Annotated in this window: 18 protein-coding genes; 14 read left to right on the top strand and 4 right to left on the bottom strand. The window is 49.5% G+C overall.

Features of this window, described 5'->3' with window-relative positions:
* Positions 1-72: 72 nt before the first annotated feature.
* Positions 73-2,541, bottom strand: a complete 2,469-nt coding sequence (locus tag BWI97_RS16595; RefSeq protein WP_102201925.1) for an endonuclease MutS2 — start codon at positions 2,539-2,541, stop codon at positions 73-75.
* Position 2,542: 1 nt separating this feature from the next.
* Positions 2,543-3,508 carry an NAD(P)-dependent oxidoreductase gene (locus tag BWI97_RS16590; RefSeq protein ID WP_102201923.1) on the bottom strand — a complete coding sequence of 322 codons (966 nt, stop codon included), beginning with the start codon at positions 3,506-3,508 and terminating at the stop codon, positions 2,543-2,545.
* Between the two features lie 301 nt (positions 3,509-3,809).
* Here BWI97_RS16590 and pdxA point away from each other — a divergent pair, with 301 nt between their 5' ends.
* The 7 genes from pdxA to rhaT all read left to right on the top strand — a co-directional run bounded on the left by pdxA (position 3,810) and on the right by rhaT (position 11,205).
* Positions 3,810-5,579, top strand: coding sequence for a 4-hydroxythreonine-4-phosphate dehydrogenase PdxA (pdxA, locus tag BWI97_RS16585; RefSeq protein WP_102201921.1), 1,770 nt, complete (start codon positions 3,810-3,812; stop codon positions 5,577-5,579).
* Between the two features lie 26 nt (positions 5,580-5,605).
* Positions 5,606-6,484, top strand: coding sequence for a YicC/YloC family endoribonuclease (locus BWI97_RS16580; RefSeq protein ID WP_094809201.1), 879 nt, complete (start codon positions 5,606-5,608; stop codon positions 6,482-6,484).
* 373 nt (positions 6,485-6,857) lie between these two features.
* Complete coding sequence (locus BWI97_RS29240; protein ID WP_369679103.1) at positions 6,858-7,256, top strand: DNA-3-methyladenine glycosylase; 399 nt, start codon at positions 6,858-6,860, stop codon at positions 7,254-7,256.
* 11 nt (positions 7,257-7,267) lie between these two features.
* Positions 7,268-7,477: a DNA-3-methyladenine glycosylase gene (locus BWI97_RS29235; protein ID WP_369679102.1), complete on the top strand. Its 210-nt coding sequence runs from the start codon at positions 7,268-7,270 to the stop codon at positions 7,475-7,477.
* 114 nt (positions 7,478-7,591) lie between these two features.
* Positions 7,592-8,539 (top strand): GNAT family N-acetyltransferase, encoded by a 948-nt coding sequence (locus BWI97_RS16570; RefSeq protein WP_102201919.1) that lies wholly within the window; start codon positions 7,592-7,594, stop codon positions 8,537-8,539.
* A 31-nt stretch (positions 8,540-8,570) separates the two neighbouring features.
* Positions 8,571-9,749, top strand: a complete 1,179-nt coding sequence (locus tag BWI97_RS16565; protein WP_102201917.1) for an acetyl-CoA C-acyltransferase — start codon at positions 8,571-8,573, stop codon at positions 9,747-9,749.
* 397 nt (positions 9,750-10,146) lie between these two features.
* Entirely contained in the window at positions 10,147-11,205 is a 1,059-nt protein-coding gene (rhaT, locus tag BWI97_RS16560) for an L-rhamnose/proton symporter RhaT (RefSeq protein WP_102201936.1), read from the top strand.
* A gap of 60 nt (positions 11,206-11,265) precedes the next feature.
* Here rhaT and BWI97_RS16555 read toward each other — a convergent pair whose 3' ends face one another.
* Complete coding sequence (locus BWI97_RS16555) at positions 11,266-12,522, bottom strand: cation:proton antiporter (protein ID WP_102201915.1); 1,257 nt, start codon at positions 12,520-12,522, stop codon at positions 11,266-11,268.
* A 151-nt stretch (positions 12,523-12,673) separates the two neighbouring features.
* Between BWI97_RS16555 and BWI97_RS16550 the strand changes: the two genes are divergently transcribed.
* The 6 genes from BWI97_RS16550 to sppA all read left to right on the top strand — a co-directional run bounded on the left by BWI97_RS16550 (position 12,674) and on the right by sppA (position 20,138).
* Complete coding sequence (locus tag BWI97_RS16550) at positions 12,674-14,434, top strand: ABC transporter ATP-binding protein (protein ID WP_102201913.1); 1,761 nt, start codon at positions 12,674-12,676, stop codon at positions 14,432-14,434.
* A 577-nt stretch (positions 14,435-15,011) separates the two neighbouring features.
* On the top strand, positions 15,012-15,644 hold the full coding sequence (locus tag BWI97_RS16540) for a viroplasmin family protein (protein ID WP_094811858.1): 633 nt from the start codon (positions 15,012-15,014) through the stop codon (positions 15,642-15,644).
* 35 nt (positions 15,645-15,679) lie between these two features.
* Positions 15,680-16,399 carry a tRNA1(Val) (adenine(37)-N6)-methyltransferase gene (locus BWI97_RS16535; RefSeq protein WP_233207878.1) on the top strand — a complete coding sequence of 240 codons (720 nt, stop codon included), beginning with the start codon at positions 15,680-15,682 and terminating at the stop codon, positions 16,397-16,399.
* 117 nt (positions 16,400-16,516) lie between these two features.
* Complete coding sequence (locus tag BWI97_RS16530) at positions 16,517-17,500, top strand: glycosyltransferase family 2 protein (protein ID WP_102201910.1); 984 nt, start codon at positions 16,517-16,519, stop codon at positions 17,498-17,500.
* Positions 17,501-17,585: 85 nt separating this feature from the next.
* Positions 17,586-18,215, top strand: a complete 630-nt coding sequence (locus BWI97_RS16525; protein ID WP_102201908.1) for an inorganic pyrophosphatase — start codon at positions 17,586-17,588, stop codon at positions 18,213-18,215.
* Positions 18,216-18,368: 153 nt separating this feature from the next.
* A complete protein-coding gene (gene sppA, locus BWI97_RS16520; protein WP_102201907.1) occupies positions 18,369-20,138 on the top strand; it encodes a signal peptide peptidase SppA in 1,770 nt (589 codons plus the stop codon).
* Positions 20,139-20,199: 61 nt separating this feature from the next.
* Here the strand turns inward: sppA and BWI97_RS16515 are convergent, their stop codons facing one another.
* A complete protein-coding gene (locus tag BWI97_RS16515) occupies positions 20,200-20,715 on the bottom strand; it encodes a PPC domain-containing DNA-binding protein (RefSeq protein WP_102201906.1) in 516 nt (171 codons plus the stop codon).
* Positions 20,716-20,895: 180 nt separating this feature from the next.
* Here BWI97_RS16515 and BWI97_RS16510 point away from each other — a divergent pair, with 180 nt between their 5' ends.
* The gene (locus tag BWI97_RS16510; protein ID WP_102201905.1) at positions 20,896-23,382 is read left to right on the top strand and encodes a TonB-dependent siderophore receptor; all 2,487 of its coding nucleotides are present in this window, start codon (positions 20,896-20,898) and stop codon (positions 23,380-23,382) included.
* Positions 23,383-23,389: the final 7 nt, after the last annotated feature.

Genomic DNA, 23,389 nt, shown 5'->3' with positions numbered 1-23,389 from the left:
CAGAAAGGAAAAAGGCTCATTCGTTCGCTAGTTTGAACGAATGAGCCTCTGTAAGCTTTGAAATCCGTAAGGTTATTTCATCTGAACTACCGTAACCCCCGCCCCACCCCGGTCGGGATGTTCGTCGGCCATACCGGCCACCTGAGCGTAGGTACGCAGGTGATTGCGAAGGAGTTGACGCAGGATACCATCGCCTTTCCCGTGCACAATTCGCAGTTCGGGGTACCCCAGCATAATGGCATCGTCCATGAAATTATCGACGGCTACCATCGCTTCTTCGCCGCGTTTGCCCCGTACGTCCAGATTGAAAGAAAAGTTAATGGCTTTTTCATTCAAATCTACACCGGTGAGCTTGGCCCGGGGTTTATCGTCGCCCGTAGCGGCTTTGAATTCTTTGCGGGAAACCTTTTCGAGACGGTTCGCTTTCACCGTCGTACGCAGATCGCCAATGGCAATAACGGCATCTTTTCCCTTCAGGTCCAGTACTTCCCCCACCGTACTCTGCCCTTTGATCCGGACCAGTGAGCCTACCGTAATAGTCCCGCCCACAACTTCCACTTCGTTCGTCGGGGTCGGGGCGGCTTTGGGTGGGGCAATCACTTCCTGCGTGAGCTTCTGGGCTGAAAAATCAGTTAGTTGCTGACGGATTTCCTTGGTAGCCAGCTTCTCAGCTCCCTGTTCGCGAATTTCCCGAATGGTATTTTCAATCTTTGCATTGGCTTCCCGAAGCAGTTCTTTCGCCTGAACCTTGGCCTCGTTGAGCAGCCGTTTTTTCTCCGTATCCAGGTAACTTTTCAGCGTCTGGTACTGCTCGGTGAGTTTGTCCAGTTCCTGTTGCCGCTGTAAATTCTGGGCGTTCCGATCTTGAAAGACCTTTTTCTCGATTTCCAGTTCTTTGGATAGCTTTTCAAAATTTACCTGATGGCGGTCCAGCTTCTGCCGGGCTGCGTCGAGTACGGGCTTGGGCAAACCAATTTTCCGGCCAATTTCAAAGGCAAACGAACTACCGGGCTTCCCGATTTCCAGCTCGTAGAGCGGTTCCAAGTGTTCGGCATCAAAACGCATCGCTCCATTCACCAGCCCTTCCGTACGGTCGGCGAAGGTCTTCAGGTTGGAATAGTGTGTGTTGATGACGCCGTAGGCTCCCGAGCGATTCAGGTCGTTGAGGATACTTTCGGCAATGGCCCCCCCCAGACTCGGCTCGGTTCCCGTACCAAACTCGTCAATCAGAAACAGCGTTTTCTTGTTCGAATGCAACAGAAAATGCTTCATGTTGGTCAGGTGCGACGAGTACGTCGACAAGTCGTTTTCCAGGCTTTGTTCATCGCCAATGTCCATGAACAGATTCCGGAAGAGACCAATCGTTGAGAAATCATCCACCGGTACCAGCAGGCCGCACTGGAACATATACTGGATCAGACCCAACGTTTTCAGCATTACCGACTTACCCCCGGCGTTGGGACCAGACACGAGCAAAATGCGTTGCGTGGCATCCAGTTTCACGTGCAGCGGTACCACCGACCGGCCCTGTTTCTGATAGCTCATCAGCAAAAGTGGGTGCCGGGCACCGTGCCAGTCCACGAGGGGTTGCTGGACGAAAAATGGAGCGTTGGCGTTCATTTCCAACGCCAGTTTAGCCTTGGCCCGAATGAAATCCACGATCCCCAGAAAGGTATACGCCCGCTTGAGTTCTTCGGTATGCGGACGCACTTTCGAGGTCAGATCGGTCAGGATACGGATGATTTCCCGGCGTTCCCGCGATTCCAGTTCCCGAATTTCATTGTTCGATTCCAGAGCGTCGGCGGGTTCCAGAAAAACGGTTTTCCCCGAATCCGATTCATCCTGTACGAAGCCGCGAATTTTACGCTTATGCTCGGCCACCAGCGGAATCACCATCCGGCCATTTCGCACGGTCATGGTTGCTCCTTCGGGTACCCATCCGTTTTGTTGGGCCGTCCGTAACATCGAATCGAGCGTCCGCCGCAGACGGGCCTGTTCAGCAATCAGTTCGCGACGAATGTGCTGCAATTCCGCCGAGGCATTGTCCCGCAACCGACCACGATCATCGATGATCCGGTCAATTTCCTTGAGTAACTGCGATAGCTCATCGCTTTTGCTCCGGCGGGGTTTATCCTCATCGTCGGTTTTGCGTTCCTGAAACGCCTGTACGGTCAGTTCCCGCAGGTACGGAAAGCTAGGTTCTTCTTTGTTCTCGAAAAATCGCTGAATGCTCTGAATGGTACGCAGCGAAAGCTTGAGATCGAAAAATTCCTCTTCGTTCAAAAAAGCCCCTTCAATGCGGGCTTTGGCAATCTGTTCGGTAACGTCGATGTAATTAGACTGCGGAAAATCCGGCTCGTGAGCCACAATTTCCTTCATTTCGGCCACCTGACCTACCATTTTCTGGATCTGGTCAAAGCGATCGGAAAAGCGTATTTTCTCCACAAACGACCGGCCCAGCGACGACAGGCAAGCCTCGCTCAGCATCTGACGAATCCGGTCGAATCCGAGTTTTTCTTCTATGTTTTTTGGGTAAAGCAAGTTAGTTTTTGGTTATTGGTTGGTTGTTGTGCGGTTGCCCAAACGCCTCCGCAATCTGCTGCACTAGCACCTCATTAATCCGGACGTAGCTTTCGTGCGTCCAGCCCGCTACGTGCGGTGTGAAGATGACATTCGGCAATTGAATCAGGGAATCAAACACTTCGTCGGGACCGGCGGGTAACTGGTGGAGTTTTTCGTTTTCCAGTACGTCCAGGCAGGCTCCCAGGATTTTTCCAGACTGTAATCCCTGCAACACGGCGGCCAGTTGTACGATTTCTCCCCGCGAACAGTTGATCAGGTAGAAAGGCTTCTGAAACTGACTAATGAAATCTTCGCGTACCAGATAACTCGTTTCTTCCGTCAGCGGAATGTGCAAACTCAGTACATCGGCCTGCTCAAAAAGCTGCTCCACCGTGGCCTGCTTGGCATAGGCATCCGAATAATGATCCCGGTATTTATCATAAGCCAGTACGTTCACGTTGAAGCCGCTCAGTCGTTTGGCAAAGGCCTGTCCGTTATGCCCATACCCAATTAAACCAACGGTTTTGCCGCCCAGTTCGGTACCACGATTGGCTTCGCGTAACCAGATTTTCTGGCGTACTTCCCGGTCGGCGGTATGGATATGGTTGAGCAGAGCCAGTAACATGCCCAGGGCATGTTCGCCCACGGCATCCATATTCCCGGCATTGGCCGCAAACAGGCGTACGTGATGGCGATCGCAGGCTTCCCGGTCAATCAGATCCAGTCCGGCCCCAGCCCGACCGATGAATTCCAGACGCGTGGCGGCCTGTAGAAAAGCCTCGTCCACGCGGGTTTTATTGCGGATCATCAATCCTTCATAGTCGGCAATCTGTTCGAGAATTTCGTCCCGCTTGGCTTTGGGTTGATAGGTATAGGCAAACCCGGCTCCGTCAAGCATTTCGAACAGGCTGGGGTGCATTTCATCACAAACAAAAATTCGTTTCATCGCAGAAGGAGTTAGCCAAAACTGGGCTGGTATTGCTGATAAAAGGTCAAAGTTAAAACTTTCGTATCGCCCATGAAAGTGCGTATTATTCAACCCATTTTCAAAGCCCAGAGTTTCCCTGAGTGAAAGGAAAGGATGGTTTGGGTGGCCCTGACACGCCGGAAATAAGCTTTACCTACTTCGGTCTTTGCCAAAAAAAGACTTCCCGCAGGGCCAATTCCCTGATGGATGCCGTAACTTCGCCCAGTTATCCTGATTTTCAAGGTCAGTATAACCCCAAATCTGACTGGATGAAACGATCATGAGCGAGCAAGCACAGAAACCGGTTATTGGCATCACTTTGGGCGATTACAACGGTATCGGACCCGAAGTAATCCTGAAAGCCTTACACGGAAATCAACTCAATAAACATTTTACGCCGGTGGTCTACGGATCGATGCGGGTATTGAACCGTTACAAGCATCTGTACGACATGAAAGACTGGCAGCTGCATCCGGCCCCCGCTGCTGATCAGATGAATACCAAGATGGTCAACGTCATCACCTGTTTCGATGACAGCCAGACCAACGTTGAACCGGGTAAAGTAGTACCCGAAGCCGGACAGGCCGCGTACCAGAGTCTGGCGAAAGCCGTTGAAGACCTGAAAGCGGGACATCTCTCGGCTTTGGTGACGGCCCCCATCAACAAGTACAACATTCAATCCGAAGAATTTAAGTTTCCGGGACATACCGAATACCTCGCCGAAGCCTTCAGCAGTTCCGAATACCTGATGTTCATGGTATCTGAACGCCTGAAAGTAGGCGTAGTGACGGGTCACGTACCCCTGGGCCGGGTTCGTTCGAACATCAATCAGGACGCGGTTTCCCGGAAGCTGACGCAGATTATCAAATCCTTAAAGGAAGATTTCGGTATTCAGAAGCCCCGTGTGGCCGTATTGGGTTTGAACCCGCACGCGGGTGAAGACGGACTTTTGGGCAACGAAGAAAAGGATGTCATCCTGCCCGTAATCGATCAGTTTCGCAAGAAAAATCATTTGGTATACGGACCTTTCCCCGCCGATGGCTTTTTTGGAGCCAGCAGCTGGAAGAAATTCGACGCCATTCTGGCCATGTATCACGACCAGGGCCTGATGCCGTTTAAGATGCTGGCTTTTGAAGACGGCGTAAACTTTACGGCGGGTCTGCCCATCGTTCGGACGAGTCCTGATCACGGTACGGCTTACGATATTGCGGGTAAAAATGTAGCCGATCCCAGTTCCATGCTACACGCGTTGTATTCGGCTCTGGACATTGTCCGGCACCGTACCGAATGGGAAAGCCTGGAAGCTCAGGGACTTGAGCACCAGAATGATGCAGCCATGACGGAACTACCCGTCACGGATGATCGGGATCCCCGAACGGAAACTTCGACCCGCTCCGCGAAGGAAGATCGTCCCAACCGGGAAGATCGCCCGAACCGCGACGAGCGGCAACCCCGCGAAGAACGAGCGGCCCGGGAGGATCGCTCCAATCGCGAAGAACGTCCCAATCGGGAAGACCGCTCTAACCGCGAAAATCGCCCACCCCGGGAAGACCGCCGTCCAGCTGCCTCACCCGTAGCGACGGACTTGCCTGCATCGGACCCGATAGCCGAACAACCCCTGGAACCCAAAGCCGAAGAGCAACGCACGAATGAACGGCCCCGGCGGGAGGATCGGCAAAATCGAAACAATCGTCCCCAGCGGGAAGATCGTCAGCAACGCCCGGATCGGCGGGAAAATCAAAACCAGCGGCCTCCGCAGGAAGCCAGTGCGGATGCGACCCCTGCCGGAAGTGAAGAACAACGTCCCAATGAACGGCCCCGGCGGGAAGACCGGCAGAATCGGAATAACAACCCCCGTTTCCAGCGAGACGAGCGTCAACCACGCCCGGATCGGCGGGAAAACCAGAACCAGCGACCTAAACCGGACGCTGAATCAGAGCCTTCGGAAAACCGGGAAGCCCAGATAAAATTATTAGCGATTTCTCAATCTTTACTGATTGCCAAAACGCCGCCAACCAACGCTAAACCGGACGAGAACCCCGAAGCCTAGTCGTTCTTGTTCATATTTTCTGTACTATGTTGAAATCGATGACCGGCTTTGGCCGGGGCGTTCTGGAAGCGGATGGCTTTCAGGTAACTGCCGAAATTAAAACACTAAATTCCAAGGGTTTAGACATTTTTTGCAGAATACCCAAAAGTTTATCAAGTCGGGAAATTGAACTGCGTAATCTCCTTTCGGCTGAACTCGAACGCGGAAAAATTGAGCTGAATATCAGTATTACCAAGACGGCCCAAGCCGAAGCCTCCGTTTCCGTAAACCGTCCGCTCGTAAAGGCGTATTTTCAGGATTTACGGGAAAGCTTCTACCACCTGAGCAATAGCTTCGACGACCTGGAAATGTTCAAGCTGGCTCTAACCTGGCCGAACGCCCAGAATACCGAAGTAGTCACAGAAAGCTCGGAAGACGAGTGGAAAACTGCTCTGGAAGCTGTGCGTCTGGCCCTGACCGAATGCCAGGCCTTCCGCGAACGCGAAGGACAGGTACTCGAAGGTATTTTCAGCGACTGCATCAACGGGATTGAAAAAGGTTTACAGCAGGTTGCTGAACAGGATGGACTGCGGATTCCGGCAGTACGCGAACGCTTGCTGAAAACCATTACGGATTTACTCGGGGAAGACGGTTTCGATAAAAATCGCTTCGAGCAGGAACTGGTCTACTACGTCGAGAAATACGACATTTCCGAAGAAAAAGTACGTCTGCAAACACACCTCGATTATTTCCGGGAAATCATCCAGGAAGGCAACGGCAAAAAGCTGGGTTTCATGGCTCAGGAAATTGGACGGGAAATCAATACCATCGGCTCAAAAGCCAATGATGCGGGCCTGCAGCGACTGGTCGTAGGCATGAAAGACGATCTGGAGAAAATTAAGGAACAAACGGCGAACGTGTTGTAACTATTCCCATACCCATGTTCCCCGTATTGCATACGGAGCTATGTACATTGAATCCCTTCGGGTTAAGGTAGTTGGTATAGTAGACGTTTATAGTAATGTAGGGTAGGTTTATACTTTGTACTGGTGCAAGTTTCCAAACCTGTACCTACCATCTGGCAGTTTCCAACTGCCTTTGCAAATCTCAATCCGGCATCCCCGCATTGCATACGGGGCTATTTATATTGAACCCCTTCGGGGTTGAGGAGATTGATAAAAGGTAACGTTTCTAAACTTACAGCTAGACTGCTACTCTTTGTAAACGTCAGAGCGTATCCTACGGCGTATGGAATGGTTTTATTCCGTACGCCGTATTTGTGTTTTATTTCCGTACTCTATGCCGCTCACTACCGAATTCTATCAGCAACCTTCCCTCGATTTAGCCCGTAATTTACTGGGATGTGTATTGGTTCATAACAGTCCCGAGGGCCGCACGGCGGGGATTATCGTCGAAACGGAAGCGTACCTAAAAGACGATCCGGCCTGCCATGCCTACACGCGAAAGACGGTTCGCAATGCCCCCATGTTCGGTCCAGTAGGCATGATTTACGTGTATCAGATTTATGGTCAATATTACTGCGTCAATATTTCCAGTGGTGGCGAAGGTATTGGCGAGGCTGTTCTGATCCGGGCTTTGGAACCGACGGAAGGGCTGGATTTGATGGCGGAACGCCGTATTGCCGCCCAGCAACGAATTCAACAGTTTTTCGGAAAACCTACGCCGATCGGGTACTGAAACCGACGCAGTTGTGCAAGGGTCCGGCGAGTCTGGTACACGCCATGGCTATTACCAAGGAGATGAATTTCTGGATGATTCAGGATAGTCCGTTGTTTATCGAACCGGCCGTTTTACACGATTTCGACGTGGTCCAGACGACGCGAATTGGCATTAAAGTAGGCGTAGAACTCCCCTATCGTTTCTACGTGAAGGGTAATGCGTTTATTAGTAAGAAATAGAGGGCTATACTAGGCTACCTTTAAAGAATCTGTTACCTAATTTCCCTTGGTCAACGTCACAATCAACCAACAACTCGTAACCAGAAACCAGGATTTTTGTACTTTGCTCCTCTTATGGATGCTACGTATACAGTACGGATCGTTGAGTTTTCAGAAGCTATTCCGACCCTCCCCTTTGAACGTTATTTGTTTAATGAACCCCTTCACCTTCAAACCCAGGTACAGCCGGGCGACCGGGTACTGACCTTTTTTTTACTGAAAGCGGAGCAGATACAGGCCCGGCTTACGGTATTTATGACGCCCGAAAAAGCCATCAGTCCCCGCCGGGCGACGTTTGGTGGAATCGAAACGAATACTGACGTTCCGCTTTCAGCGTTGCAGATATTCGTACAGGCTGTTCTTTCCGAAGTTTCAACTGTACCTTTTCTTGAACTCCGCAGTTTTCCAGATGGACTCAATCCCGATTTAGCTTCTCATCTGCATCGTCTGTTTACAGAAGCTGGTTTTCGGGTCACGACCACCGAACTGAATCAGCACCTTCCGGTTTCTTCCTTACCCATTGAACAGCACTTACACACCTCCACTTTACGTCGATTAAGGAAAAGTGAGCGGGAAGGTTTTACGTTTTCTGAATGGGTGGAACCCGACTGGCCGCAGGTACACGCCTTCATAGCCGAAGCCCGGCGGCGGAAAAACCGTCCGATGACCCTGTCGCTGGAGCAATTACAACAGTCAATTCAGCAGTTGCCCGACATTTTTCGGGTGTTCACCGTGCGACAGGATACCGTGCTGGCGGCTTTAATCGTAACGGTTCACATCAATAATCGGATTCTGTATACCCTGTATCCCGCCGATGATCCGGCTTTTTTAAGCTCCAGTCCGCTTATTCTGGCGTATGCGGGTTTGTATCGGCTTTGTCAACGCGAAGGGTACGAACTTCTGGATCTGGGAATCTCCACGGAGAACGGCGAACGCAACGAGGGTCTCATTCGTTTTAAAAACAATCTTGGAGCGATTGAATCAGAAAAACGCACGTACACGTTCTTCTTTCCCAGAAAGTAAATAAATTGTCTTCAAATCATTCAACAATTTCATGGACGCTTACATTGTAGCCGGTTTCCGTAGCCCCGTCGGTAAAGCTCCCAAGGGAGGTTTACGCTTTACTCGCCCCGACGATCTGGCGGCTACGGTTATTAAACATACCCTTTCAACGATTCCTCAACTGGACCCCAGCCGCGTCGATGACCTCATCGTCGGCAACGCCGTACCCGAAGCCGAACAGGGCATGCAGATGGGTCGGTATATTTCGCTACTGGCCCTTCCCGAAACCGTTTCGGGCCTGACGATTAACCGCTACTGCGGTTCCGGTTTGGAAGCCGTGGCCATGGCCGCGAGCAAAATCCACGCGGGCTGGGCCGATTGCATTATTGCGGGCGGTACGGAATCCATGTCGCTGGTGCCGGTGATGGGCTGGAAAACGGCTCTCAACTACGACATTGCCAAGAATCACGCGGACTACTACCTCAGCATGGGGCTTACGGCGGAACAGGTCGCTCAACAGTTCAAAATCAGCCGGGAAGCTCAGGATGCCTTTGCTCTGGCCAGCCATCAGAAAGCGTTGAAAGCTCAGGCAGAAGGGATTTTCGATGCAGAAATCGTTCCGATTCCAGTGCAGGAAACCTTCTTTGATCCCCTGAGTGGCAAGAAAAAAACGAAAGAATACGCCGTAGCTCTTGATGAGGGTCCCCGGGCGGATACGAGTCTGGAAGCGTTAGCGAAACTGAAACCCGTTTTTGCGGCCAATGGTAGCGTTACGGCGGGCAATTCCTCGCAAACCTCCGATGGAGCGGCCTTTGTCGTGGTCATGTCCGAGCGGCTGGTGAACGAACTGGGCCTGCAACCCATTGCCCGGATGATGAGCTACGCTACGGCAGGCGTCGAACCCCGGATCATGGGTATTGGCCCCGTGGCGGCCATCCCCAAAGCTCTGAAACAGGCCGGTTTGAAACTGGACGATATTGAGCAGGTGGAACTGAATGAAGCTTTCGCGGCCCAGTCGCTGGCGGTGATTCAGGAACTGGGGATCAATCCCGAGCTGGTCAATCCCAACGGTGGAGCCATTGCCTTAGGTCACGCTTTGGGATCTACCGGAGCCCGTTTATCGGTGCAATTGCTCCACGAAATGCGTCGGCGGCAGCAAAAATACGGCATGGTCACGGCCTGCGTCGGCGGTGGCCAGGGCGTAGCCGGTATCTACGAGTTTTTAAATTAGACTTCTCTTCATCAAGCCTAAAACCCCGTCCCAGGTACTCGGACGGGGTTTCTATTTTTTAAGGTTTTTGATCGTGCTTGTTCGGCATTCCATCGCATCTTTTCTCTTGATTCATACCCGCTTACGAACGGCCTGCGTTGTATACCCAGTTTGTGTGCTACACACGAACACACGTTTTGCGTGTAGTATAGAAAAAGGTTGAAGGTTCGTCGGAATGCCATGGATTACTGATCCGTGGCATTTTCATGCGACGCTCAGATTCGTTTTATTGACAGAAAAAGTATTCAAATATTTCAAGCAAACACCCGAAAAAGCCTATTCCCCCGACAGTACGGGATGGTTAAAATCCCCGAACTTCCCTAGCTTTGGGAATTACGAATACCTCTACTCTTTCTTTATGCAGGCTCTCTTTGGTGTCATTTTCCACTTCATTGGTGGGTTCGCTTCCGGCAGTTTCTATATTCCTTTCAAACGCGTAAAAAAGTGGGCCTGGGAAAGTTACTGGATCATTGGTGGTCTATTCTCCTGGCTAATCGCTCCTTACGTGGCCGCCTGGCTTACGATTCCTGATTTCATGGCCATCATTCGGCAAACCGATAGCGATACGCTGTTCTGGACCTACGTGATGGGACTGTTGTGGGGCATCGGTGGCCTTACGTTTGGGTTATCCGTGCGTTACCTGGGCCTCTCCCTTGGCCAGTCAGTGGTACTGGGCTTTTGCTCAGCCTTCGGTGCTTTGATTCCCCCGATTTACCGCGATTTCTTTACCCAGGAAACCGAAGGAACGATTACGCAGATGATTAATTCTACGGGTGGCAAAGTAGTACTCCTGGGCGTACTCATCTGTATCATCGGCATTGTGATTTGCGGACGGGCGGGCGTCATGAAAGAAGCCGATCTTTCCGAAGAAGAGAAAAAAGCCAGTGTACAGGAATTCAACCTCTGGACGGGTCTGATTGTAGCCACCTTCTCCGGTATTCTGAGTGCCTGCTTCAACTTCGGTATCGAAGCCGGAAAGCCGATGGCTTTGAAAGCGATCACCGCGGGTTGTAATCCGCTGTTTCAGAATAATGTCATTTTCGTCGTCGTACTCTGGGGTGGTTTAACGACCAACTTACTTTGGTCGTTATTGCTAAATTTCCGCAATAAAACCTTTGGTAACTATACCGATTCCAAGACACCGCTGCTGAATAACTACGTGTTCTCAGCCATCGCGGGAACGACCTGGTTTCTCCAGTTCTTTTTCTACGGTATGGGTGAAAGCAAGTTGGGCAACGGAGCCAGCTCCTGGATTTTACATACGGCCAGTATCATCATCATTTCCAATCTCTGGGGTCTGTACCTGAAAGAATGGAAAGGCGTACAGCCCGCTACGTATCGTACGATTCTGACGGGAATCGCGACTATCATCCTGTCGGTTATGGTCGTTGGCTACGGAAATTATCTGAGTGAATAAAGGCATTTTTCTTTTAACGAAAAGCCCCTTCCGAACGCGTTCGAAAGGGGCTTTTCGTTGTTAACTCCCCGCTGGCAGATCCGAAGTATCGGATAGCTCCGGAGCCGCAATCACTTTTCCGGTTTGTCGTCCGTAGTAAATCAGACCTGCCGACATGATGACATTGGTACTGATGATCGTGAACAATAGTACCCCGCTGAAATCCGGTAGAACCATGGTAGCTGGTATCCCAAAAAAGATCAGGATCGTAATCAGGCCCCGGGGAGCAATGAACAATTCCGGCAATAAGGGAATATTTAAAATCCACTTCAGATACATGGCTCGCATGGCGTACAGTGTCGTTACCATGATCCCACCAATCAACCAGACTTTGGGATTAGTAAGCGAATGTAAATCAATCGAGAAACCAAACAGTACGAAGAAGTACGTACGAATCAGGAAGGCACTTTCGGCTGTAATGGACTTGAATACGGGTAATTCTTCGTCCAGTTTATCGTGAATGAGGTATTTACGCAGGAAGTTAGGAATGACCAGATTGATGTTGTTCATCATTAACCCAAACGCCAAAATCAGTAGCAGCGGCGACAGGTGAAAGAGCTTGGCCAGCGAGTACACCAGAATGAGTAGAGCAATGATGAGGAAGAACTTGACGTGCTGTGTAATCCGGCTCATCAAATACACCAGTACGATACAACCCAGCAGCGACATCAGCAGAATACCAACGACTTCCACGATGAAATGCAGCATCGACGCCATGGTCAGTTCGTCATTCATCAATACAAAATTGAAGAGCATGATACCCAGAATATCGGAGAACGAACTTTCGTAAGTAATGAATTCTTTTTTGCGGGGGTCCGTCAGGTTGGCTACACTGGGAATGGCAATCGCACTACTGATAACCGCCAACGGTACCGCATTCAGCAGTCCACGGTGAAAATCGCCGTACGCAATAGCCAGTGGCGTCGCCATCGTGAAAGCCGTAGCCAGCAAAATTCCTAAAGCTGCCAGTAAGGATTGCCAGATCAGCTTACTCTTTTTGCGATCCAACTCTAGCTCCATGGCTCCTTCCAGTACAATCAGAATGAGTCCAACCGTACCCAAAACGGGCAGCGTATCATTGACCCGGCCCACGTAAAAACCCCGGCTATCGGCGAAAAGCCGCAACCCTACGCCTAAACTAATCAGTAGTAAAACGGAAGGAATGTTCGTTTTCTTAGTAATGAAGTTAAACAGGTAAGAAACCAGAATCAGACTACTGCTGATGATCAAAATCCAGTTGGAGTTCATTCGTTGAAACTTTTGTACGGATAATCGCATTGTATCCCTGCATGTGGCCCGGTGGACAGCCTATCTACCCGCTACGGCGACAGAAAGGCTCCGGTGAGACCCCGCGTATCTATCACGGGGAAATCGTTACCTTCGCTCAGGGATTGCATACCCATTTTAGAAATAATAATCTTTTCCTCACGTGGCCGAAGAAAAAGTTAGTGGTAAGATCGTAGACTGGAAAATTATTCAGCGATTATTTCAGTTTATCAAACCTTACAACCTACAGTTTATCAGTTTGGTGGTACTGATTCTGTTGGGAGCCGTATTAGCTCCCCTGACACCCCTGCTGATTCGTTATACCATTGACCATCACATTGCCGTCAGTGATTATCAGGGCCTGACTACCATGCTTATCGCCATGGTAGCTTTGTTAGTGGTCCAGGGCCTGACGCAGTTTGCCAGTAGTTACCTGTCGGGTTGGCTGGGTCAAACCATCATTCGGGATATCCGGGTTCAACTCTACGAAAAAATTCTGTACTTGCGGTTAAAATTCTTCGACGATACACCCATTGGCCGACTGGTTACCCGTACCATTTCGGACGTAGAAACACTCGCGGATGTCTTTTCCGAAGGTCTGGCCAGCATCGCCGGAGATATTCTGCAACTCATATTGATCATTGCGGTGATGATGTACGCGGATTGGCGGCTTTCACTAATCAGTCTGAGTACGGTTCCGCTGATGTTGATTTCCACGTACATCTTCAAGGAGAAAGTCAAGAAGTCGTTTACTGAAGTACGGACGGCGGTGGCTAACCTGAACTCCTTTGTTCAGGAGCACATTACGGGCATGAATATCGTTCAGATTTTTAGTGCGGAACCCATCGAACAGAAGAAGTTTGAGACGCTCAATCAGGAGCACCGTAACGCGAACGTCAAGTCTATTCTGTACTATTCGATTTATTATCCGGTAGCTGAGGTGATTGCGGCCATGGCTACGGGGATGATTGTCTGGTACGGAGCGAAGGAGGTTATTGGCCTGCAAACCAGCTACGGTACCATCACCGCCTTCATCATGTTCATTAACCTGTTTTTCCGACCCATTCGGATGCTGGCGGACCGCTTCAATACCTTGCAAATGGGTGTCGTTAGTACCGACCGTATTCTGAAACTGTTAGATTCCGAAGAATATACCCAGAATGAAGGAACGTATACGCCCGCCGAACTTCACGGAAAAGTAGAGTTTCGGAATGTCTGGTTTGCCTACAATGACCCAGAATACGTTCTGAAAAACATTGCTTTTACGGTTGACGCCGGAAAAACCATCGCTTTGGTCGGAGCTACGGGAGCGGGTAAATCATCGACTATTAACCTGCTGAGTCGTTTTTACGAAATTCAGAAGGGTCAGATTTTGATTGATGATGTCGATCTGAAAAACTACGAGCTGGGCTGGTTACGAAGCCGGATCGGCGTGGTATTGCAGGATGTATTCCTGTTTTCGGATACAATCGAACGTAACATTACGCTGGGCGATCCGACGATTACGCGGGAGCAGGTCATTGAAGCCGCTCGCCTCGTGGGAGCTGACGAATTCATCCAACGTCTGCCGGGTACTTACGATTACAACGTCATGGAACGCGGGGCTACGCTTTCCGTAGGGCAACGGCAGTTAATTTCGTTTGTACGAGCTTTAGTACGAAATCCTCGAATCCTGATTCTAGACGAGGCTACGGCTTCCGTAGATACGGAGACCGAAGAACTGATTCAAGCGGCTATTACTAAGCTGATGAAAGGTCGTACGGCGATCGTAATTGCTCACCGCCTCAGTACCATTCAGAATGCCGATCAGATTCTGGTCCTCGACAAAGGTCACATCGTTGAAGCCGGACGACACGAAGAACTGCTCGAAAAAGAAGGTCCTTACGCTAATCTGCATCGGATGCAGTACAAGGAGTTGGTGTAGTTTTCAGTAGCCGGTTTACTGTTTTCAGTGGTTCATTGCATTTTATACTCGGGTTGTAAAAGATCAAGGCTTCGCTTGCCTATCTTTTACAACCTGAATTGTTTTAGTATCCTCGTACCACTCAAGCATTCCTAAAAACCTGAATATCGCTCTGCTGTTTATTTCCGTTGAGATTTGGAAAGGGCGATTTCAAACAGGTACATATCCCAGCTTGTCAACGGCAACGTACCATCAAACGCTACGCACCACTTGCCCCACTAGTTTAACCAGGTTTCCAAAATAAAAAAAGAAAAACCTGGTAATAACCACTAACCCCGAAGGGGTTCAATATCCATAGCCCCGTATGCAATGCGGGGAACATCCCGCCCGGTAGGCACAGCCTACCAACTTAAAAAGTCCGTAGTACATACTACGGACAACCCCTCCCGCTACCTTTACCAGGTTTATCCTACTTAAACGGAAAACGGAAAACGGAAAACGGAAAACGGAAAACGGAAAACGGAAAACGGAAAACGGAAAACTCAAAACCGCAGCGGTGGCCGCTCAAAACTCCCTAAACTCCCCTTACCTTTGCCCCGTGAGTAAGAAAACCAAATATTACGTAGTCTGGCAGGGACGGCACCCCGGTATTTTCGATAACTGGGAAGACGCCAAAGCCCAGATCGAAGGCTTTAATGGAGCCCAGTATAAGTCGTTTGAAGACAAGCAGCAGGCCGTTATGGCCTTTCGGGAGAATCCGTACAAACACATCGGAACGGCCAAAAAACAACCCGCTGCCCCTAAAAATGCCTCACTGGTGGGCAAACCCATCACTCCCGCCCTGGCCGTGGATGCGGCCTGGAATACGGCTTCCGGTGTGATGGAATACCAGGGAGTCGAGTATCCCTCGGGTACGCTCATTTTTCGCATGGGTCCGTTTGCGGATGGTACGAATAATGTAGGGGAATTTCTGGCGATTGTGCACGGACTGGCTCACCTGAAAAAGCACAATAGTCCGCTGCCGCTTTACTCCGATTCGCGGACGGCTATTAGCTGGGTACGCAACAAACACGCCAACACTAAGCTTCCCGAGACCGATCAGAATAAAATTCTTTTCGAGCTGATCGACCGGGCCGAAACCTGGCTCAAGAACAATACCTTTTCAACGAAAATTTTAAAGTGGGAAACCGAATACTGGGGTGAAAATCCGGCTGATTTTGGTCGGAAATAATCTTTACATTCGTTTTCTTCAGTAGCGTATAGACCTTGGCTCGTAATTCATACTTCCGTTTCAAACAATTCACCATCTGGCAGGAGCAGACGGCCATGAAAGTCTGCACGGATGCCTGCGTGCTGGGTGCCTGGACGCCCGTAGAGAAGAGTCATCGCATTCTCGACATTGGTACGGGTACGGGACTATTGCCACTCATGCTTGCCCAGCGACTAACTCCCCCCTACCACATCCACGCGGTTGAAATTGATCCGAGTTCGGCTTCGCAGTCTCGTACCAATGTGCAGGAAAGTCCCTTTGCTGAAACCATACACATTTACGAAACGTCCATTCAGTCCTTTACGTCTGAGCATCCGTACGATCTCATTATTTCCAATCCTCCTTTTTTTCAGAATTACCTGCGTTCGCCCAACGAAGGCCGAAACCGGGCAGCCCACGACGAACGGCTATCTTTCGCCGAACTAGCAGTGGCAGTTGACAAACATCTGGCCCCCGAAGGTCGGTTTGCCGTTTTACTGCCCGTATTCGAAACCGATTTACTAGCGAAGGAATTACGTCCCTACGGACTGCATATACAGCAGCAACTGGCGTTAAAAAATGATCCCGGAAAACCCGCCTTCAGGCTATTGACGCTCTTTACCCGGCAGGCCACTCCCGCAGAAATTACGCCCGAAGTACTTTGTATCCGCGATGAAACGAATGAGTACACGCCGGATTTCGTAGCTTTGCTGAAAGATTACTACCTGATTTTTTAAGAGGTGAGCGTTTTAAGGGGAGAGCGGTCCGCACCATTTTCCGAAATGAAATGAATTTCGCCGTTCGAGGGTTATTCTTAAAACGCCAAACGTTTCCGTTTATCGGACTTTACGCAAATGCCACCATATCCTTTGCAACTATCCGTAGTCATCCCCCTGTACAACGAAGAGGAGTCGCTTCCCGAACTTTGTGCCTGGATTGAACGGGTAATGAATCAACATCAGTTTACGTATGAAGTGATTCTGGTAGATGATGGAAGTAACGATCATTCCTGGCGGGTGATTCGCCAGCTTTCTTTTGAAAATCCGCAGATCAAAGGGCTACGTTTTAGCCGGAACTACGGAAAGTCTGCCGCTTTACATACGGGATTTCAGGCCGCTCAGGGTCAGGTTATTATCACCATGGATGCGGATTTACAGGATAGCCCGGACGAGATTCCGGAGCTTTACCGCCTGATTACCGAAGATGGCTACGACCTGATTTCGGGCTGGAAGCAGAAACGTTACGATCCGCTCACGAAGACGCTACCGACCAAGTTGTTTAATGCCGTCTCCCGCTGGGTTTCGGGCGTACACCTGCACGATTTTAATTGTGGTTTAAAAGCCTATGACGCACCCGTTGCTAAATCGGTACGTCTATACGGCGAAATGCACCGAAATATCCCCATCTTAGCTAAATGGAATGGCTTTGGGAAGATCGGTGAGAAGGTCGTACAGCACCAGGCTCGAAAATATGGTAAAACCAAATTCGGTTTAGAGCGTTTTATATACGGGCTGCTCGACATGCTGACCATCGTGTTCGTCAATCGCTTCGGCAAACGACCCATGCACCTGTTCGGCAGTTTCGGAGTTATCTCCTTTCTGCTGGGCTTTGTAGCAACGCTTTGGCTGGCCTTTGATAAAATTTACAGTGTTTCCGCAGGTCATAAGTTTCGAAACCTGACGGACGATCCTAAATTTTTCTTAGCTTTAACGGCTATTATCGTTGGCTTTCAGCTGTTTCTCGCGGGCTTTCTAGGCGAACTGATGGCTTCCAATTCCGAACGAACCACGGAATATAAAGTCAGGGAAAAGGCAGGAATCGGAGAAAAAGTGGGATGATTTCCAGAACGAGTACTTCTATTTATATAATCAGCTAATTTTAGCCACTATTGTCTGTTAAACCGCATTAAATCGGTTCTATTGTATGAGTTTTTCGACGCAAATTGCACACCCCTGGCACGGGGTTCCCATCGGGGAAAATGCCCCTGAGGTAGTCACCGCCTTTATTGAAATTGTACCTACGGATACGGTCAAATACGAGATTGACAAAGAAACGGGCTTTCTGAAAATTGACCGCCCTCAGCTTTTCTCCAATTACATGCCTTGCTTGTATGGATTTCTGCCCCAGACCTATTGCGGCGATGCAATCGCTCAATACGCGACGGAGCAATCCGGCCGGGATATTCCCGAAGGCGACGGTGACCCACTCGACATTTGTGTATGGGCCGAAAAAACAATTCCCCACGGAAACATCATTCTTCAGGCTATCCCCATCGGCGGTATTCGCCTGATTGACAAGGGTGAAGCAGATGATAAAATCATCGCCGTACTGAAAAATGATGCCGTATATGGTAGCTGGACGGATCTGAATGACTGCCCTAAAAGCGTTTTGAACCGTCTTGTTCACTACTTCCTGACGTACAAAAACATTCCTGGCGAAGCCAAAGCCATTATCGAAATCGACAGTGTATACGGTCGTGACGTGGCTCACGAAGTGATCCGGAAAAGCCGTCAGGATTATCAAACCCTGACTTCCAAAATTCCGGTAATCTAACCGCTGAGTTCACGTTGGTTTTCAGCCTTTCATCCGCGGGAATTCCCGTTCAGACTTTTTCAAGCCCGTTGCAAAACGGGCTTGTTATTTTTGGAGTTATACGATACAAAACCAAGACTATTCCTTTTACCAAAACATTAGTAGTCATTCCATATGTTGCAATTTTTGAAATACGTACTGGCTACCCTGGTGGGTCTGGTGCTTTTCTCCATTCTTTCGGTATTCGTGCTGCTGGGTATTGCTTCCATAGCCGGATCGGGAAGTAGTGATGTGGTGATTGAAGAAAACTCCATCCTGAAGCTGGACCTGAATAAAAGCTTTACCGAACACGATAACAAAACCAACCCCTTTTCCGACCTGGGTGGTCCCTTTGCTAATACAGAAGTAGTAGGTGTTGTTCAGTTGAAAGAAGCACTGACAAAGGCAAAAGCCGACTCCAAAATCAAAGGTATTTATCTGAAAGCGAATAGTCCGAGTGCGGGCTGGGCGGTGCTCGAAGAAGTACGGGCCGCTTTGAACGATTTCAAGAAATCGGGCAAATTTGTGTATGCGTACGGCGAAACGTATAGCGAGCAGGGCTATTACCTCTCGTCGGTGGCCGATAAAGTATACGTGAATCCCGCCGGTGGACTTGATTTCAACGGACTGAACGCCGAGTACGAATTTTATAAAGGCACCTTTGATAAGCTTGATATTAAACCCGTTGTATTCCGCGTAGGAAATTATAAAAGTGCCGTGGAGCCTTTCTTACGGGAGAATATGAGTGATGAAAACCGCGAGCAGACTCGGTCATTCCTCAATTCCATTTACAACCAAGTGCTTGCCGAAATCTCGGAAAGCCGGGGTGTTTCGGTACCCGAACTGAAAACGGTAGCGGATTCTTTGCAGGCTTACGAACCACAGGATGCTCTCAAGCACAAACTGGTTACGAACGTGGGGTATTACGATGAATTTGAATCAGCGATTCGGAAAAATCTGAAGCTTAAGGAAGACGATAAACTCAAGTACGTTGGACTGAGCAAATACCTGAAAACCTCCAATGACTCCAAAGCTCCGAATACGGACAACAAAATCGCCGTGATCATCGCCCAGGGCGACATCGTGGACGGTGATAATGACAGCGATAATCAGATTGCTTCGGAGAAGATGGCAGCCGAAATTCGCAAGGCCCGTAAAGACAAGAATGTAAAAGCTATCGTCCTGCGGATCAACTCGCCGGGTGGTTCCGGCTTAGCTTCAGAAGTGATGTGGCGGGAAATCCAGAAAGCGAAAGAGCAGAAACCCATCATTGCGTCCATGTCTACGTACGCGGCTTCGGGTGGGTATTATATGGCCATGGGTTGTAACAAGATTGTGGCTCAACCCACGACGATTACGGGTTCCATTGGCGTATTCTCCTTGTTCTTCCGCGTCGATGAATTCACCAAGAATAAGCTCGGCATTACGTTTGACCGCGTCAACACCAACGCTCACTCCGATTATCCTACCCTAACCCGGGAAATGGACGAATTCGAGAAGAACCGCTTCCAGAAATCGACCGATCGTTTCTACGAAGTCTTTACCGCAAAAGCGGCTCAGGGACGTAAAATGCCGGTTGAAAAACTTCGGGCGATTGCCGGAGGTCGCGTGTGGTCAGGACTGGAAGGAAAACAGAACGGTCTGGTCGATGAACTCGGTGGACTGGAAAAAGCCATTCAGATTGCCGCCAATGAAGCCAAACTCAAAGCCGGTGAATACCGGGTTCGGTATCCGGCGAAGAAAGACTTCTACCAAACTCTTTTCGATACAGCTGAAGAAGAGCAGGAAGCACGCGTCATGCTGGCCACATTTGGCGATTTGGCACCTTACGTACAAAAGCTCAAGAAATTACAAACCCTCAACGGTATCCAGGCTCGTTTGCCTTACGAGGTACGAATCCGATAATACGATACTTTTGAAGAAAAAGCCACTCCCTGATCGGGGAGTGGCTTTTTTTGTGTAGCACTCAGGGTTCCAAATGCAGGACATTCGCCCCCAGGGGTTGTTCCATCACCCGTTCCAGTTTTTTATCGTGAACGGTAATTAGAATTTCGACGGAGCCCGTCCCTACGCTGGCTGCCAGAATATGTCCTCCGTAGGCCGCAAAGGTCTTGTCCGTTACGACGCCGTGCGTATGGAGCGAAACTTTCCCTTTCTGCCAGGCAATCGTCCCCGTCATACTCGCCAGCTCTACCCCTTTGAATTCCTGTGGATCGTATTCCTTGGTTTCAAAATTGAAAAAACCAAAGGTTACGTTCACGAATCCCATACCCGTAAACGAAGCCGAAGGAATCTTCTCTTGTTCAGCAAAAGCTTCGAGCTGCTTCAATACATCATCATCCTGCCGTAAAACCATCAGATAACCGGCGGGCACTTTGGTATAGCGTTTCATGGAATCAGACTTTTTCTGCTGGGCCGTACTCGTTCCCAGAGCTAACATACTAACGGTCAGTAGAGTGATACAATAGTTCAAATTTTTCATCAGCTGAATGTTTTTCTAGGGCCTTAAAAAAACAGTACGAACCCATCTAGCCCGAGCTTCTGCTTCCCTCCGATTAATGTAGACACATTAATTCCCTATATACGTCTGGTACATATCAGTTACGCGATTATTTTTGCACTGTTTTTATTTAATCTAAATAACAACTAACTCTATGTATCGATGAAATCTATCTTTCTTTCCCTGGTTTACCTTGCCTTATTAGTATCCTTTCAACTGGTCCAGGCTCAGGATCAGAAAAAAAATGCCGATTTGCCCAACGGTGTCATTCAGGGGCTAGTCAAAGATGCTTCGGGTCACTTCCTGCCCGCTGTTCATATTACGGTTCCTTCGCAACGTGCGGGTACCAGTTCCAGTGAAACAGGCGTCTTTCAATTACAACTCGAATCCGGACGCTCCTATACCCTCCATTTTAGCAGCGTGGGCTACGAAACGCAGAAACATACCGTACGTCTGCCCGCAACCGGTGGTATTGACCTAACGATTGTACTGGCCTCGACGAGTACCGCCTTGCAACAGGTGGAAATTGTAGGTCGTAAGGAAACCACCTACAAAACCAGCTCGACCTTTATCGGCAGTAAATCGGCTACGCAGATCAAAGATTTACCACAGTCGGTTTCCTACGCCAGTAAAGAGCTGATCGCTGATCAGGGTCTGATGCGAGTGGGTGAAGTAGTAAAAAACTTCAGTGGCGTGACTCAGTTTACCTTTTACGATGATTTGACCATCCGTGGATTCCGGATCAATGGTCAGTCCAATACGCAACTATTGAATGGGCTGCGTACCAGCACGGGTTTCTGGAAGCAACCCCTGGCCAATTATCTGGAACGGGTAGAAGTACTGAAAGGCCCGTCATCCGCATTATACGGCAACGCTAGCCCCGGCGGAACGGTGAACCGGGTTACGAAGAAACCACTCGATGAAAACCGGAAATCCGTTAGCGTATCCCTGGGTAGTTTTAATACCTTACGAACCTTGCTCGACTTTACGGGTCCGGCCAATAAAGATAGTTCGCTGCTGTACCGCATCAATCTGGGTTACGAAGATGCCCAGTCGTTCCGGGATTTGCAGTTCGACAAAAACCTAATTATCGCTCCTTCGTTCTCCTTCCTGCCTAACGACAAAACCCGGATCAATTTTGATCTGGTGTACAACAACTCCAAAAGCCGTCTGGATCGTGGCCAGTCGATCATGAATACCAATGATTTGTACTCCACACCCACTTCCCTGGCTTTGAGTACCGGCAATGACTACCTCAATGAGCAGACGTACAACGTTTCGCTGTCGTTGAGTCGGAAGCTAACCAACTGGCTCAGTTTCAATGCGGCTTACATGAAGACCGGTTATTCGGAAGATTTGTATGAGCACCGTTCCGCCAACGCTTATGGCGTGGATGCTACTGGAACTACGCAACCTGACAAAATCGCCATGCAGGTATTCATGCGGAAACGAAACCGCTATATCGATAACTTTTCCGGGTACTTCAACCTGGAAGGATCAACGGGGCCTTTGGAACACCGCGTTGTAGTTGGGTATGATTACGGCAGTGAAAAACTGCCCACGGGCGGTTCACAATTACAAGCCAGTGGGTACCGCAATGCCGCCAATAATGGATTCATTGCCACCTACAATCCGGCGAACAAATCCCGCTATTTACTGGATGCCAGTGGGAATCCGGTGCCAAACGTTCCTCACTTTGATTTAAGCAATATTCTGAACTCGCAACGGATTCAGGACGATAGCAAGCTGTTTTACGCTCAGCGTTCGTTTGATCCTACTTACTACTATTTGAACGCCGGTTATATTCAGGATCAGATCAAGATTGGTCGTTTGCAGGCCTTACTGGGCGTACGGTACGAAAACTACACCGACTTTGACAAGTATAAAACCAAGGATGAGAAGAAGACAAATCAGTCGGCGTGGCTGCCTCGTTTTGGTTTAGTATTTACGGCTACTTCGAACATCAATCTGTATGCTACGTATGTACAAGGCTACAACCCACAAACGGCTTCTAACATAGCCAACCCCAACGCAGGAGGTCCATTTAAACCCCTAGAAAGCAACATGGTTGAAGTGGGTGGTAAATCCAGTTGGTTCGACGAGCGACTGACGGCTTCGTTTGCGGTTTATCAAATCAAGCAGAAAAATACGCTTTATAACGCTAACGATCCGCAGAATCCGGATTTGCTGCGTCAGATTGGGGCTGAAGAATCGCGTGGGTTCGAGTTCGACATTATTGGCCGGATTCTCCCAAACTGGAGCGTCATTGCCTCTTACTCGTACAACAAAGCACAGATTACAGAGACATTAACCGAAGCTGAGCGTAACATTCAGAAACCCAATGCTCCGCGTAACATGTTCAACTTCTGGACCCGATATTCCATTCCGCAGGGTGCCCTGAAGGGCCTGGGCGTGGGCTTCGGTACCAACTTTGTGGACAAACGTAATCTGTCCATCAGCCTTGACCAGAGCATTCCTTCGTTTCAGATCTTCAATGCCGCTCTGTATTATAACGTAGGTCGCGTTCAGTTGCAATACAACCTCAACAACCTGACGAATAAGACGTACTGGGTAGGTGGGTACGATTACATCCGCCTTTTCCCCGGTGCTCCTTCCAATTCGTTAGTAACCATTAACTACACGTTCTAATGGCAAA

The sequence above is a fragment of the Siphonobacter sp. BAB-5405 genome, assembly GCF_002872335.1.
Classification (GTDB): Bacteria; Bacteroidota; Bacteroidia; order Cytophagales; family Spirosomataceae; genus Siphonobacter.
The sequence above is the reverse complement of the archived record's forward strand: the minus strand, read 5'-3'. Positions and strand labels throughout refer to the sequence as shown.